This is a genomic window from Peribacillus sp. TH16, assembly GCF_016651095.1.
Lineage (GTDB): Bacteria > Bacillota > Bacilli > Bacillales > DSM-1321 > Peribacillus > Peribacillus butanolivorans.
Genome location: NZ_JAEKEM010000009.1, coordinates 2,582,735 through 2,599,192, shown reverse-complemented (window position 1 = coordinate 2,599,192; position 16,458 = coordinate 2,582,735). Strand labels below are relative to the sequence as shown.

General features: G+C 36.7%; 10 protein-coding genes and 2 pseudogenes. 8 read left to right on the top strand and 4 right to left on the bottom strand.

From position 1 onward, the window contains the following. Positions 1–1,013 precede the first annotated feature (1,013 nt). The 5 genes and pseudogenes from JFV29_RS26640 (at position 1,014) to tagH (ending at position 7,615) form a co-directional block, all read left to right on the top strand. Positions 1,014–4,337: a CDP-glycerol glycerophosphotransferase family protein gene (locus tag JFV29_RS26640; RefSeq protein ID WP_201187417.1), complete on the top strand. Its 3,324-nt coding sequence runs from the start codon at positions 1,014–1,016 to the stop codon at positions 4,335–4,337. 42 nt (positions 4,338–4,379) lie between these two features. Beyond that, positions 4,380–4,472, top strand: a pseudogene (locus JFV29_RS31825) (hypothetical protein); the annotation flags it as partial. Between the two features lie 303 nt (positions 4,473–4,775). Beyond that, a pseudogene (locus tag JFV29_RS26635) lies at positions 4,776–5,999 on the top strand (CDP-glycerol glycerophosphotransferase family protein); the annotation flags it as partial. Positions 6,000–6,002: 3 nt separating this feature from the next. Next, positions 6,003–6,800: an ABC transporter permease gene (locus JFV29_RS26630; RefSeq protein ID WP_201187414.1), complete on the top strand. Its 798-nt coding sequence runs from the start codon at positions 6,003–6,005 to the stop codon at positions 6,798–6,800. A gap of 17 nt (positions 6,801–6,817) precedes the next feature. Beyond that, entirely contained in the window at positions 6,818–7,615 is a 798-nt protein-coding gene (tagH, locus tag JFV29_RS26625; RefSeq protein WP_201187413.1) for a teichoic acids export ABC transporter ATP-binding subunit TagH, read from the top strand. A gap of 15 nt (positions 7,616–7,630) precedes the next feature. On the opposite strand, the gene JFV29_RS26620 is transcribed toward tagH, so the two are convergent. From JFV29_RS26620 to JFV29_RS26610, 3 genes are read right to left on the bottom strand one after another with little or no spacing between them, the layout of a single operon-like run. Next, positions 7,631–8,821 carry a glycosyltransferase family 4 protein gene (locus tag JFV29_RS26620; RefSeq protein ID WP_201187411.1) on the bottom strand — a complete coding sequence of 397 codons (1,191 nt, stop codon included), beginning with the start codon at positions 8,819–8,821 and terminating at the stop codon, positions 7,631–7,633. A gap of 25 nt (positions 8,822–8,846) precedes the next feature. Beyond that, positions 8,847–10,370, bottom strand: coding sequence for a murein biosynthesis integral membrane protein MurJ (murJ, locus tag JFV29_RS26615; protein ID WP_201187410.1), 1,524 nt, complete (start codon positions 10,368–10,370; stop codon positions 8,847–8,849). A gap of 4 nt (positions 10,371–10,374) precedes the next feature. Then, a complete protein-coding gene (locus JFV29_RS26610) occupies positions 10,375–11,805 on the bottom strand; it encodes an O-antigen ligase family protein (protein WP_201187408.1) in 1,431 nt (476 codons plus the stop codon). Positions 11,806–11,915: 110 nt separating this feature from the next. On the opposite strand from JFV29_RS26610, the gene JFV29_RS26605 reads away from it, so the two are divergent. The 3 genes from JFV29_RS26605 to JFV29_RS26595 all read left to right on the top strand — a co-directional run bounded on the left by JFV29_RS26605 (position 11,916) and on the right by JFV29_RS26595 (position 14,905). Continuing rightward, positions 11,916–12,659, top strand: a complete 744-nt coding sequence (locus JFV29_RS26605; RefSeq protein ID WP_201187407.1) for a WecB/TagA/CpsF family glycosyltransferase — start codon at positions 11,916–11,918, stop codon at positions 12,657–12,659. An 18-nt stretch (positions 12,660–12,677) separates the two neighbouring features. After that, entirely contained in the window at positions 12,678–13,781 is a 1,104-nt protein-coding gene (locus tag JFV29_RS26600) for a glycosyltransferase family 4 protein (protein ID WP_201187405.1), read from the top strand. 74 nt (positions 13,782–13,855) lie between these two features. Then, positions 13,856–14,905: a glycosyltransferase family 4 protein gene (locus JFV29_RS26595; protein WP_201187404.1), complete on the top strand. Its 1,050-nt coding sequence runs from the start codon at positions 13,856–13,858 to the stop codon at positions 14,903–14,905. A gap of 442 nt (positions 14,906–15,347) precedes the next feature. On the opposite strand, the gene JFV29_RS26590 is transcribed toward JFV29_RS26595, so the two are convergent. Then, a complete protein-coding gene (locus JFV29_RS26590; RefSeq protein WP_201187403.1) occupies positions 15,348–16,364 on the bottom strand; it encodes an LCP family protein in 1,017 nt (338 codons plus the stop codon). Positions 16,365–16,458 lie beyond the last annotated feature (94 nt).

The window sequence follows — 16,458 nt, the reverse complement described above, 5'->3', positions numbered from 1 at the left end:
AAATTCTTAAATATCTATTATATAGTATCTTTTAGTTATTTTGGTACTCGAAAATGTGTCAGTACATATTCATTAATTTTTTATTTTGATACTGTTAGGTTTGCGGTTAAATCTATTTTAGAAAGGGGTGATTAAGTTATAGGTACAACCAGTAGGGGAACAATAACATTCTTGTTTCGAGTAATGGCGAGTTGTTAGCAACAAATTTATAAGATGCATTGTAATCTTAAGCGCAACAACTAGAAGCGAATAATTCGTATACTAGGGCATTCTACAAGAGAAGTTGGTGTCATTTTAAATCGCCATTCTTTCTGTATTGCGCGTGAGTAAAAATGAAATTATGGTTTATATGATAAATAAAGCAGCCAGGAGGCTCAATAGCTGAATATAAGGTCATAAATAGCTTGTATACATAGTGGGAAATATTATTTAGTCCTAGCTTGAACAGACTACGTAAAATTGCTTTATAAATGGTCTCCTGAACAATATGGGAACTATCGTTTAAAAACAAATTTACAACTGCTTTATCAATGGAAGCTATGTGCCAATTGCATTTCGTCTTGAGACAGAAAGCAAGCTGAGAGATTCAGGGTACCCTTTGTGTCTAGTTGAGTAAAGGCAAGGGTTATAGTACAACCTTTATAGACCCAAAATGCGTATTCACCAAGTTGTCACGTGCAAGATGGACCGCTATCCCAACATCCCGTTTCGTAGGAAGAATAATTCTGTGCAATAGAAAATATTTGGAAACTCTTGTGCATTTTGTTAATATGTTATCCATTTCGCTGTTATATCAAGATTATTGCGCATAATACTTCTATATAATGTATCCCCTAACATTGACCTCTTCCTATTGAAACGTGCCATAAGCAATAATTCATCCAACCTTGCTGAGTTATGTAAAGATAGTTTACCTCATTAATTTATTGAGAAAAACGTTAAAAAAGTTTATGATTTTAGAGTGTAAATTTGCAAATGATTTATTTTAAATAATTTGTTATAGGTGGTCTACAATGATAAATAAGCTTCTTAGAAAAAGGAAAGTGAAAAAATCTCCTAAAATTAGGTTGAAACAGAGTCTGACCATTGTCCAAGAAAAAGATATTCTTTTGATTAAAGGAAAGTTTTCAAAAGAATATTATTGCGCAAAAGAACTTTGGCTTCATTCAAGGGAAAATGAAGTTAAAACGATAAAAATCGCTGAAACTTCATCTAATTTTGATTTTAAAATAAATCTAAAAGATTTAAACCAAAACTTACAAGAGTCGGAACCAATGATTTATGACTGTTATATCAAGGTTTCCGTGCCTGTTGAAAAACTGAGCGAAAAAACAATCCTTAAAATTGAAGATAAAGCCGAATATGTGGAGGTAGACGACGAGTTATATATCGAATATTTACTTCGTCTAGGGCGTTTTCAGGAAACCTACATTGATCAATTAAGTTTTTTCACATATGAAGATAAACAAAGTATTTTCTCTATAACTAAAAAAGGTAATCTATCTCTTCACTTCAATAAGGTACCTGGCACTTCAGTAAAATCCCAAATTGAAAAATTGACCTATGAGCCAAAATCAATGCTTATCAATGGGCAAATTTTTACTAAGAATTCAAAGATTCTTTCAGGTGAAGGTATAGTAAAAGGAAGACAAAGTGAAAAAGAATATCAAGCAAATATATCCTTTATTTATAACCAGGAAGTTAATATTAAGAAATATGGGTTGAATCGTTATATATATAATATCAATTTAAATTTAGAACAATTAGTCGATGAAGATTTGGCAGATGATGTATTTGATATTTATATGAAATTGCATTTGCACGATCAGGAAGAGCCGAAAATGGTACGGGTTGGTAGACCAACAACTAGAGCTAAAATATTTACAAAACAGACCAGTGTTAACCGGGATAATACAGTTGCTGTAGTCAAACCATACTATACCTTTAAAGCCTCAAATTTATCCTTAGAAGTGTTTAACTTCCCGATAGATACGTATCAATATTTAAGAAGGGAAATGCGTTGGGGAAGGTTCTCGAGTTTATTTAAAAAGAAAAAAGATGTATGGATTATTGGCGAAAGAACTTATAAAGCGCAGGATACTGGATATCACTTTTTTAAATATATGAGGGAAAATCATCCTGAAAAAGAAGTGTATTATGTGATCGAGGAAAAATCTGTGGAAGCTAAGAACGTAGAGCCTCTAGGTAATGTACTCTATTTCAAGTCAAGGGAACATATTAAAAAGACCTTAGAATCGACACGTGTTATATCATCACATCATCCTGATTATTTGTATCCTTTAAGAACATCTGCTTTTAAAAGGCGGGTTAAGGCTGTTAAAGTTTTTCTTCAACATGGTGTTATGGGTACTAAGAATATGGTAGCTAATTATGGGAAACATGCAACATCAGGCTTTAATACGGATGTTTTTCTAGTAAGTTCAGATTTCGAAAAGAATATGATTGTCACTGATTTTGAGTATAACGAAAATGAAGTGTTTACGACAGGACTCTCGAGGTTTGACTCCTTGTTTAAGAATGATGTTTTATTGAAGCGACAATTGTTGATTATTCCAACTTGGAGAGATTGGATTACATCTGATGAAGCATTTTTGGAAAGTGAGTATTTTGAGCGTTATCAGAAATTAGTGCACCATTCGGCTTTACATGATTTTTCTAAAAGTTACGGTTTTGAAATCATTTTTTGCCTGCACCCTAATATGCAAAAATTCACGCCTTATTTTAAAGATGCTCCAGTTAGGGTAATTAGTCAGGGAGAAGTGGATGTTCAAAGGCTAATTAAGGAAAGTGCGATTATGATAACGGATTATTCAAGTGTTGCCTTTGACTTTAGCTTCCTGCATAAGCCAGTGATTTACTATCAATTTGATAGAGACCGTTTCATAGGGAAAAGACCATCACATTTGGATTTAGATAATGATCTTCCAGGTGAAATCGTTAATGAATTGGATGAACTGATCGTTTTTATTGAAAAGTATGCCAAAAATAATTTTATCATGGAGAAAAAATATATAGATAAAGCTAACCGTTTTATTAAATATCGTGATGTTCATTCTAATTCAAGAATTTTCGATGTGATTCAAAATGTTAAAAAAGAAGAAAAGTTAATAGAGAAAATCTATAATCATGTAATGTTTAAATTCTTATTGAATCGTTTCAGGAAGAGTGGAGTTTATTTCCCTGTAATGAAAAAAGTATATAAAATTATGTCTAGGGTACTACCTGTTGACCGAAACCTTATTCTTTTTGAAAGTGGAATTGGAAAACAATTTGCAGATAGTCCCAAGTATATTTATGAAGAACTAGTAAAAAGGGATAATAACTATAAAAAAATTTGGGTTTATAATAGTAATTTGCCGATAAAGGATAAGAATACTAAACGGATAAAACGTTTAAGTCCGGAATATTATTATTATTTAGCTAAAGCAGGCTATTGGATAAATAATCAAAACTTTCCTACGTATATAAATAAAAGAAAAGAGACGACTTATATTCAGACGTGGCATGGTACACCTTTGAAAAAGATGCAATTTGATATAGAGAATATTCAAGGAAGAGACGATGGATATTTAAATCGAGTGCATAGTGCAACAAAGAATTGGGATTATTTAATATCACCAAGTCCATATGCGTCCAAGGCCTTCAAAAGTGCGTTTCGCTATGATGGAGAAATATTAGAAACGGGATATCCTAGGAATGATCTGTTTTATAGGGAAGATGTTTCAGTCATTGCAAACTCTGTAGCGGGTAAATTGAAGTTGCCAAAAGGAAAAAAAGTTATTTTATATGCTCCTACATTTCGAGATAATCAAACATCTAAAAACAATAAATTCATTTTTGAGTTGAATTTAAATTTGGAGAGAATGAAAGAAGTTCTTGGAAATGAATACATCCTATTATTAAGGATGCATGTTGTAATTAGTAATAAATTCCGTATCCCAGAAGGGTACGAAGATTTTGTTATGAATGTGTCCAATTATTCAGATATTCAGGAGCTCTACCTGATTAGTGATATATTGATTACTGATTATTCTTCAGTAATGTTTGATTTTGCTAATACAGGTCGACCTATTTTGTATTACACTTATGATTTGGAAGATTACAGAGATAATATTCGTGGATTCTATATGGATTTTGAAAGAGAAGCACCAGGTCCATTTTTAAAAACCACTGAGGATATTATAGAATCTATTACCAATATTGATGAATTAAACATGCAATACAAAAAAAGGTACAGTTTATTTAGAGAAAAGTATTGTGGAATAGAGGATGGTAAAGCAACAAAGAGAATCGTTGATAAATTCTTTGATAATTGATTTACTATTTCTAGGTAAGATAAAAAGGTCTCTGTAGTTGCTGTAGCATACAATGCCGAGAAGTTCATTAGAAAAACCATTGAATCGGTAATTAATCAATCTATAGAGATCAGATTGAATTATAATCATAGATGATTGATTTATGGAGAATCGCATCGGTGATTTCATAATGCTATTTGAATGGTTAATGCGAGATTCTAATAAAAATGTCGAGTTTTAGACAACAGTGGCAAATAATTTGGGACTAGCATTAAAGCCTTTGGAGTAGCCGTTAAGTGTACACCAAAAATAAGCTCTCCCTAATATGGGCGAGCTTATTTTTAGTCCGGAATATTTTAAAGAAGTAGTTTGTTGAGTAGGAGAGATTCTGTATTTTCTGGGTTTAAGCATTCAACCACTACTACTACTTAATAAACAGGGAGATAAGATATGTTAAATAAAAAAATACAAATCCCAAGTAAACCTTCCTTTTTATCAGCGTTTAAAAATATAGTTAAAACCATTTTTTTTAGAGGATATAAATTCATTTTTGGCATAGCAGCGAAAGTGCTTCCAGTCGACAAAAAGCTTGTTATTTTTGAAAGTTTTTTAGGGAAGCAATACAGTTGTAATCCTCGTGCAATATATGAATACTTGCAGTGTCACCATTCTGAATATAAAATGTATTGGAGTGTAGATAATAGGTATACCGCTCAATTTGAAGAGGCAGGTATTCCCTATCTCAAACGTTTTTCACTTAGTTGGCTACTTAAAATGACACGCGCTCGTTACTGGGTAACGAACAGCAGGTTACCGCTTTGGATTCCAAAGCCGAATCACACGGTTTATTTGCAAACGTGGCATGGAACTCCATTGAAGAAACTTGCGTCAGATATGAAGGAAGTTCATATGCCTGGAACGACAACGGAAAGTTATAAAGAAAATTTCCATGCCGAATCAAGTAAATGGGATTATTTAATTTCTCCGAATGCTTATTCAAGTGAGATTTTTGCTCGTGCCTTTCAAGTTGAACCTTCTAAAATACTGGAAACGGGTTATCCGCGTAATGATTTACTGTACAATGGGAATAATCGTGATACAATCGACTCATTGAAACGGAAGTTGGGTATACCATTAGAGAAAAAGGTTATTTTATATGCCCCTACGTGGAGAGACGATGAGTTTTATAGCAAGGGAAAATATAAATTTGAAATAAAACTGGACTTGGATCAAATGAAACAGGAATTAGGGGATGAGTATGTTATTTTGCTCCGTCTTCATTATTTAATTTCTGAGAACTTGGATGTATCGGCGTATCAAGGTTTTGTCTACAATTTATCCAGCTATGAAGATATCAATCATTTGTATCTTATTTCAGATTTATTAATAACTGATTATTCATCAGTTTTCTTTGATTACGCAAATTTAAAGCGACCAATGTTGTTCTATGTATATGATATTGAAAATTACAGGGACAGGCTTCGCGGGTTTTACTTTGATTTTGAAGCGATGGCACCAGGTTCGTTAGTAAAAACGTCTGATGCGGTCATTGATAGCATCAAGGCTATGGAGTTTGGAAATGCTGTAGGATCTAATCAATTTCATGAGAAGTTTTGTGCGCTCGAGGATGGCCAAGCTTCGCGCCGTGTCGTAGAAAAAGTGTTTTTAGGAAGGTCTGTGTAATATATGAGTTCAGCTTTGACCGTTTTAAAAGAACAAATTAACAATTTTTATTTGATAAGGCGTTTGTCTGCTTACGAGATGAAAAGCGCTAACAGCAGTAACTACCTAGGAATCCTGTGGGAAATCATCAATCCGATGATTCAAATTGCGATTTATTGGTTTGTATTCGGGTTTATAATGGTTAATCGTGGCGAGGATTTCCTTCCATGGCTGATGGCAGGGATCGTAGTTTGGTTCTTTGTGAATCCGACAATAACCCAGACGTCTAAATCTGTCTATTCCCGAATGAATATGGTGTCCAAGATGAGTTTTCCAATGAGTGTCATTCCTTCTTATGTTATTTTTGCAAAGTTGTATCAACATCTCATGCTGCTTGGTATCATCATCATACTTTTAGCGTTTACGGGTTATCTCCCGACGTTTTACATCATACAACTGCCTTACTATATTGTTGCGACAGTGGCTCTGTTATTTTCATTTGGATTAATTTCTTCCACCTTATCAACCATTATTCGTGATGTTCACAATATAATACTGTCATTAATGAAAGTCTTGTTTTATTTAACACCAATCCTTTGGGTATTAGATGCTAAAGATCATCCAGTAATCGTTAATATCATGAAGCTAAATCCTCTATATTATATTGTTGAAGGGTATCGAGCTTCGTTATTGGGGGAATCATGGTACCTAATAGTGAATTGGGAATATACGCTTTATTTCTGGGCAGTCGTAATCGTCTTATTTTTGATAGGTTCCTCGCTGCATGTTAGATTTAGAGATCGCTTTGTTGACTTTAAGTAAACTGGAAGTGAGAATAGATGGAAAAATCGGTAGTTGTCAAAAACGTAACGAAAAAATATAAATTATATAATAAAAACTCAGAAAAATTGATGGATCTTCTTTTGCCTAAAAGCTATGGAGAAGAGTATTATGCTCTTAGAAATGTTAACTTTGAAGCGGAAAAGGGAGATGTAATCGGATTTGTCGGGGTCAATGGTTCCGGAAAATCCACATTGTCCAACATTATTGCTGGTATTATCCCGCCCACGGATGGAAATGTTCAAGCTAACGGGAAAACAGCTTTAATCGCTGTTTCATCAGGTCTTAACAACCAATTGACAGGTAGAGAAAATATCGAATTGAAAATGTTGATGCTCGGATTCGATAAAAAGCAGATTCGCGAACTGGAGCCTGAAATCATTGAGTTTTCAGAGCTTGGCAAGTTCATTAACCAACCGGTGAAATCTTATTCAAGTGGGATGAAGTCAAGGCTTGGATTTGCCATTTCCGTTCATATTGATCCAGATATCCTGATTATTGATGAAGCCTTATCAGTTGGGGATAAAAACTTTGCTGAAAAGTGTTTAGAGAAGATGAATGAATTTAAGGAAAGAGGCAAAACGATGTTCTTCGTCAGCCATTCAATCGGTCAGATGAAGAAATTCTGTCAAAAGGCGTTATGGCTTGAATATGGAGAAGTAAAAGCGTACGGCCCCATCAAGGAAGTTATGCCGCAATATGAAGCATTCTTGAAAGAATATAAAGCAATGTCTAAAAAAGAACAGAAAAAATACCGCGAAGATCAAATGAACAAGCGTAGTTCTACAACGGTATAAAAGTGACAGGCAGACTCAAGTATTGGGTCTGCCTGTTTTTGAATTCACCACTTCTTGGTAAGCCTTCTCAAACCGCTCGGCAGCGGCTAGATGGGAATACTCATTTTCAATTTTATATCTTGCCTTTTCGGCTAGTTTTGCAGCTCGTACTGGGTCACTAAGCAGAGTAGAGATGGCTTGAGATAGTGCTGTGATGTTTTTCTCCTCCACGAGCAAACCATCTTCTCCATCAGAGAGAATTTCCTTGAGGCCTCCGACTGCACTTGCAATAACAGGTGAACCGGAACTCATCGCTTCTAAAGCAGATATGGAGGTCGCTTCTTCTACCCCGTGTGAATGAACGCTTGGAATGAGTACGATATCTGAAGCACCATACAGGTTTTGCATTTTCTCGAAAGGCACTGAACCTAGGAATAGTACTGAATCTGTTAATTTGAGCCTGGTTATCGTTTTTTCAAGTTGGGCTTGCTGTTCTCCTGTCCCGGCATAGACTAATACAGTGTCATGATGATTTTTCAGTACCTCGGGAAGAGCCATTATCGGATAAATAACGCCGTTTTTTTCTGTCATTCTTCTAGGAACAAAGAGCATCTTTTTATGTAAGGGGATTTGAAAGACTTGTCGAGTTTCATTCCGGTCGGTGGTTTCGGGTTTGAAAGCAGCCACGTCAATGAAATTCTTAATTGTTTCCGCTTCGATATGTGCTAAATGGTTAATATAGTCTTTAATTCGGTGATCGACGGTTACTACTTTTGCAACAGACTGATAGGCTTTTCTTTCAAAATCGCGAATGATTAAATCTTCCATACTGTCAGGGGAAATGGCCCCCCTGCTAACCGCCTCAAATGAATAATACCCATGGACTGTTTCCACAGTTGGGATTCCTGATTCAATGGAGGCAAGCGTTGCGAAAATATCCTGTGCATTAATGACATCATACTTTTTTTTCAAACTTTTAATAGAAGAGGTCAATAACTTCAGACGTTGTCGGTCATTGAACAGCTGCCCGCTCCCGTGTTTTACTTTATTTAATAAAAAACCTGGAGCCTGGGCGAGCAACTTTTTCTTAAATGAGGGTAATTGTGAGAAAGACAAAATGTCCACGCTATGACCTCGTGAATTCAATCCCTTTTTTAACGTGGTGATATGACTTGATAGGCCCCCTTCATGAGGGTAGGAAAATATCGTTGTTATTAATATATTCATATCCGCACTCCGTTCTTTTAAATGACTACTTCGATCTAATCTTCCGCAATGCATGTAGACTACTTACTTTAAAAAGCATGGAAAATAGGATATATAACCCGAATACCATAAGGGAAACTATAACTAATTCCACAAAAATGGAGAACTTTAGCGTAAAAGGATGGATCCATAAAGCAAGTCCATAGATGAGAGCTCCGATGATGATTAGCTTGCTACTTTCTTGAAAAACATCAGTAAATACAGCTTTGTCAGTTTTTTTTGTTTTTAGCCACAAGAAGAAGAATAGGTAGAGAGATTGCAGGAGCATCGAAATACCTGAGGCTAAGGCGATTCCGCCGACACCGAGAAAACGTGAAAGTGCCCAGCTGAGCAGGACATTTAGTAAAACAGCAATCAGGCAGGAATACATAGCCACCTTTGTTTTTTTTAAGGCGTAAAAGGCGTTCATCAAATAATCTCTTAGTGCAAAAAAAGGGAGACAAGCTGAATAAAAGAAAAATGCTGCATAAGTTGTTTCTGTTGCGGATGCATCAAAGGCACCGCGTTGAAAAGCCAGAGCGATTAAGCTGTTTCCACTGATCAACATGACAATCATAAAAGGAACAGCTAAGAATAAAAGGGACTTCAATCCTTTTAAGGTTAAACTAAGGAAAGATTGATATCCTTCAATAGCGCGTTCGACAATCGAAGGATATAAAACGGTAATCAGCGGTGTGAGGACAATGCTTAGTGGCAACCACAATAGCCGATTCGCATAGTTCAGGGCCGATACACTTCCAGTCTCGAGCGAGGTGGCAATAATCCGGTCGACGACACTATTTAATTGGATGGCCAAAGCCGCAATGATAATAGGATAAAAGGTGATAAGCGTATTATTAATTTGCTGTTTGTAAGGCCGAAAGGAAAAAATCGGACGAATCTGGTATTTTCTTAATGATGGATATTGAATTATAAATTGGCTGGCGGCACCAAACACAAATCCCCAGGCCAATCCTTTCACCCCAAAGGGAGCAGCGAACAATACGGTAGCTACTATAATGACTGTATTTTGGGCTGTTGAAGTAAAAGCTGGGAGTAGAAAACGCTGATTCGCATTTAATACTCCTGTCGCCATGTAGGCAAGCGTGAAAAAAAGTAAACTCGGCAGCATAATCCTGGTTAGAACCTCTGTTAAAGCAAGTTCGGAACCCGAGAATCCAGGGGCCACCATCATAACGAGCGGCTTTGTGAAAATCAGGCAGGCAATGGTCATTACGACGGCTACTAGCATAAAAAAGGAACCTAATACACTGATGAATTCATCAGCTCTCCTTGGATTTTCCGCTTTTTTCTCCAGGTAAATAGGAATGACACCGGCCTGAAGACCGCTGCCGAGAGCTGTAAAAAGAATGGTAGGAATTAGACTGGCTACGAAAAAGATGTCTGCCGTTGATGATGCTCCGAAATAGGCGGCAATGATTGATTCCCTGCCGAAGCCAAGGACTTTTCCAATGGCTGCAATGATAGTGACGAGCCCGACCGATTTAACAACATGTGAAAGAGTAGGCATATGTTCAATCCTTTAAAAAGATGTCCTTGTGTAAACAAAATCCTAAACAACTATAAAAAATGAGGGTAAACGTTTTATCCTCAAGAATATTGTAAAAAAGTCCAGCTATTAGCCCTGCTATCATCAAGCAGATGGTGAAGACTGCTGAAGTGCCATTGCTTGTTTTAATGATTTTACGAAAGGTTAAAAGAATAAATACGAAAACTGATAAAAAACCGAGCACCCCTGTTTGGACAAGAATCTGAATGTATTGATTATCAGTATACATCCTTTCACCAATCTGGTATTCCTGATAAATCGGTGAGGGGAAGGAAAGGGTGGCTGAATCTCCGAATGTAGCAAGCCCCGTACCAGCTATGGGATGATCCATAAAAATTTCAAGCCCTTTAAAAACGACATATAACCTGCCCCATTCTGTACTTTGATGAAGAGTCTTATCAGAGAACATGTCTGAGAAACGATTGGACAGGGCATGTTCACGTTCGGAAATAGGAGTGCTGCCAATTGTCATATTTTCCATTGGAACCGATGCTGACAGCTCCACTTTGCTTGAAGTGAATAGAACCGGGTAATATATGAGAAGCAGACCGCAAACAAATGACCCTAAAGCAAATTTGAAAAATGTTTTATTTTTAGTCCAGATGGTAAAGACAAGCGTTGCTACTCCGAAAGCGATCATCGTCCCCCGTGAATAGGTGAGCAGTAAAGTTCCGAACATTAAGATGGATGCTAGAAAGACCGAGAACTTATATTTCTTTAACGCTTGAAAGAGGAAGAAGCTAAAAAACAACTGGATGCTTAAAAATAAAGCAAAGACATTAGGATTGGCAGCTGCACCATAAATCCTCATTCGATTTGTTGAGGAAAGAGTCCACATTTCCCAAGCATGAGGCAGTAAGATGGAACGAGAAAAGATTTTCTCCAATAAGCCGTAAAGGCAAAGGACGATTGTAAATAGTAGGGTGACCTTCAAAAAGCGAAAGATATCCTTTCTTTCTAGATTTAATTCACCGATAATATAGAGAAGCAAGAAGGTCACAAGTATAGCTCGGAGTTCAAACAGAATTGGAATGAGACCCACCCCGGTTAAGACCGAGGCAACAACACCAACTAAACAATACAGCCAGAACGGTAAAGTGAAATGATACTTCGCAGTTGACCATTCTTTCTTCTTAAACTTTTCAATAAGTAAAGAAATAAATAGGAAAAGGATAATTAGGTCTCCTGTATAGGTTAAGCCGCTATTCAGTTCCATAAGTAAGGGACGGGCTGGGAAATAAATGAATAGAATTAATATCAGGTTTTTTTTATTTATAACGATAAAAATTAGCATCAATGCCGTCGCAGTGTAGCCGACGATAGGGTGAGGTACTGCTAATGAGAAGAGCAGGCACACAATTAGAATGGGTAACGAAAGTTTTTCAAGAAGCTTCAATTGTTCAACCACCTTTGAATCAAAATTACGTTATATGATTTGTATGAAAAAATTTCTTGAATAATACCCGACCCTATAGATGTATAGTACATATGAAAGGCTGAAGAGATATGACTGAGAAATATGTGGAGATATTGTCCATACCATTTATTGATAGCAATATGGATGAATTTATAAATCAGATAATCTACCCAAGATTAATGAATCAAGAAAAAACGTTTGTCGTTACGGCAAATCCTGAAATTGTTGAGTATGCAAATGAACATCAGGATTATAAGGACATCATTACATCGGCTGATTACATTACACCGGATGGCGTTGGTATTATTATGGCCTCAAAATGGCTGAATCAACCATTACAGGAGCGGATTACTGGGTTCGATTTGATGAATGAACTATTCCGGATTGCCGATGAGCAGGCTCTAAAGGTATATCTGCTTGGAGCTGAAGAATCCGTGATTGAAACAGCTGCTTTAAAGGTTCAAGAGAAATATCCGGGTATCGAACTTGTAGGATACAACCATGGATACATTGATATCAAGGACGAGTGCTTGGCAAAGTCCATAGCGGAACTGGAACCCGACATTATTTTGACTGCCTTAGGCTTTCCTAGGCAGGAAAAGTGGGTTTCTATGCACTATCCCTTATTTAAAAAGGGGTTTTTTATGGGAGTTGGAGGGAGCTTTGATGTTCTCGCCGGAAAGGTGAACCGCGCTCCTGTCTTATGGCAGAAGGTGCGTCTTGAATGGTTGTTCCGATTAATCCAACAGCCCTCCCGATGGAAACGGATGCTTGTGCTGCCGAAATTCGTATTAAAGGTTAGACGGAAAAAGAAAAGGTTGCAGCGTTCCTAAACATAAGGAGTGAACTACATGAAGATCATGCACTTAAACGCTGGTAATGAAACTGGCGGCGGTATGTTTCATATTCTGTCCTTACTTAACCAACTAAATAAAGAGGAATGCCTTCTTGGAGTGTTTGAAAAAGGAGCTCTGTACCGGCAGGCTGTGGCATCTGGGATTCAAACTGAAATTTTCAAGCAACATTCTAAATATGATCTTTCGATATTGAAACCTTTACGGGACTTTATCCGTCTAAATAATATAGAGATCATCCACACACATGGTCCGCGTGCGAATATTTACGGAGCTTTTTTAAAACGTCTCGTAAAACGCCCCTGGGTTCTTACTGTGCACAGTTCCCCTCAGCATGATTTTTTAGATATGGGTGTAAAAGGAATACTGTTTACGAACTTGCATATTAGGTCATTTCAGCATACTGATCATATACTGGCGGTCTCCGATCGATTTAAGCAAGACTTAATTAGTCAAGGGATTCCCTCAACCAAGATCACCAAGATTTTAAATGGTATTAACTTTGAAAAGAAATTAGAGGGACCCTTTCAAAGAGAAGACTTTGGGTTTGTGGCTGATGATTTTGTTATCATTATGCCTGCTAGGCTTGAACCTGTAAAAGGGCATGAATTTGCCTTAGAGGCATTAAGTCAAGTGATATCGGAGTTTCCCCATGTAAAGCTGTTGCTTGTGGGTGAGGGAAGCAGAAGACTGGCTTTAGAAAAGATGGTTTTGGAAAAAAGTTTAACTAATCACGTGTTCTTTTTAGGGTATCGTAAAGATATAGAGAAGCTCTATCCCTTGGCTGATGTCACATTGTTAACGTCTTTAAGCGAGAGTTTCCCACTTGTTTTACTTGAAGGGGCAAGGGCAGGTTTGCCTGCGATTACAAGTGATGTTGGCGGTGTAAAAGAATTAATTCCGGATGAGAAATTTGGCTGGATAACAGAGATTGGGCATGTAACCCAATTGAAAATGGCTATCTGTAAAGCAGTAGAATTAAAAAAATCCGGAAACCTGACAAGGTTAGGGACAGATTTACAAAAATTTGCAAAAAACAACTTTTCTATAGAGATTTTAGCCGAAAACGTATATAATGTTTATTTGAGGATGAAAAAATAAATAAGTTATTATAAATACGTTTTCTTATTGATTGTTAAGGGTATTAGATTTATGTTGAATAGAGGTGGTTCTTGATGTTAATAGGGGCCTTGTTGGTAGCATTTTTATTGTCCATTTTTTTGACTCCTTTTGTCGGAAAGTTGGCCATTAAATTAGGAGCTACTGATAAACCGAATGAGCGAAAAGTGCATAGCAAAATTATGCCACGCATGGGCGGTTTAGCTATATTTTTGAGTTTTTTCATTACATTCTTAATTTTTACGAATGACTTTTGGGAGCAATTGCCTCTTCTAGTAGGTGCTCTTGTCATCATATTAATTGGGATGGCGGATGATATATATGAATTAAGAGCTGCACCCAAGTTTTTGGGTCAGGTTTTAGCTGCTCTCATTATCGTGTTATGGGGCGGTCTTGAAGTTGAATTTATCAACTTACCATTTTTTACCGACACACTTCAGTTTGGCATTTTTAGTATCCCTATTACCATTTTGTGGATTGTGGCGATTATTAATGCCATTAATTTAATAGATGGCCTAGATGGTCTTGCGGGTGGAGTCTCCACAATTGCATTAGTGACGATTGCTACGATGGCCCTTATTAAAGGGGATTTATTTGTAGCGATGGTTGCATTGACTGTGATTGGAAGTACCCTTGGCTTTTTGAAATATAATTTCCATCCTGCAAAGATTTTTATGGGAGATACAGGAGCATTGTTCCTAGGTTACATCATCGCAGTTCTGTCCCTGCTTGGATTCAAAAACGTTACAATGATTTCCTTAATTGTACCGATTATCATTTTAGGGGTTCCTATTTCGGATACATTTTTTGCGATTATCCGCAGGATTGTCAATAAACAACCGATATCAGCTGCTGACAAATCACATTTACATCACTGCTTGTTAGACCTAGGATTTACTCATAAGCAGACTGTACTTCTTATTTACGCTTTAGCTGCCTGCTTTGGTTTAGCTGCCATAATCTTTTCGTTTGCAACAATGTGGGGAGCTTTGATTCTTGTAACTGGCCTCTTATTGATTATAGAAATATTTGTAGAAAAAATTGGACTGGTCAGCTCGAATTATCAGCCTTTGCTGAAGATGCTTAATTTTAAAAACAAACCATAATTGCTTTAGTGCATAGAATACTAGATTATTATTCTCTATGCAAAGCTCAATAAATATGTTTAATGCCTCCATCCCGTATTTACTAATACGTATGGAGGTTTTTTTATAGTTTCGTTAAGGGTAACCTTCCCATGAAATAAAAAGTGTGTATCTAGTACGGAAGGATGTTTTATATATTAAATTCCTATTTGTGTGTAATATTTAGTATAAAATATCAAGTCGTAAATTTACCACTCAGATGCTCATTTAATCAAAGTTTTGGACATCGTATTATTATGTTTACGCACTCCTCTCCGGTCATTTTTTTATCAAGTTGTTTTCTTTGCTACTGGCGTTTTAAGGACGATAGAGGAGACCTTCTTAGGGGATAAAAGAGAGAGTCAAAAAAAAAGCCCCCCCCACATCATCCTAGGATGAGTGGGGGGGGCTTTTATTCTAATTGTTATTGTGATTGAACGGCTTCAGTTTGATTAGAGACTTCTTTAGGTCCCAGATTTAAGTGGGATTGAAGTAGTAGCTTAGTATTTGCTACTGATGTTTCGTTCAATTGATAGTAATAGGTTCCGCTAATTGTGGAATCTTGACCTTCAAGTTTAATAGTTTCGAGATCCAGACCGTTGTCAGATGTTACATATTTTATGAAACCTTTAATTTGTGAGAATTGGAGATTCGTTGTCATATTGTCGCCAACAGCTTCCATAACTCCTGTATACTTCGTTAATGCTCCAACAGAGGTTGCCTTGGCCATGATGGCTTTCAGAACTTCCTGTTGTCGCTCACCACGTTGGATATCACTGTCCTTTTTACGAGTCCGTGCAAAGGCTAATGCTTCTTCACCATTAACAGTTTGTAATCCTTCTTCGAGATGAATGGCATTCTTCTTGTCATGTGAATCCATTTCGTTCATTTCATAAGGTACATCAACTTCAATTCCATCTAATGAGTCCACCACGTCGATGAAGGCATTAAAGTTCATCCGGACATAATAATCAACAGGGATATCGAATAATTCTTCCACAGTATCCATTGTTGCTTTTGGTCCACCAGCTGCATGAGCTGAGTTGATTTTCGTCGTTACGCCTTTGGCTGGTACGTACACATAGGAGTCACGTGGAATGCTTAATAGTTTAATAGATTTTTGATCTTTGTTGAATGTAGCCAGCATTAAAGCATCCGAGCGTGAATTTCCTTTATAGTCGCGTTCATCGCTGTCATCAATCCCTATGAAAAGAATTGAGAAATTATCCTTGAGTGGGTCAACCGTTTCACTCCGCTTGGCTGAGGCCTCGACAGGATCGTAAGAATCATTAAATACATTTTGGGCTTTCATATATAGAGTTGCAGCATACGTAGAAGCTCCTAGACCAAGTACCAACAGGGGGACTAGAAATAACCAAAGCCTCTTTCGCCTTTTTTTCTTTGTTTTTTTAATTTTATAAACACGCCTAGTATTAGACATCTTTTTCTTCTCCTTTTAAATAGCAGACATAAATCGCCATTTTTCGAATCCTTCAGTATATATTTCGTCATATATTAATACTAATTTTACAATG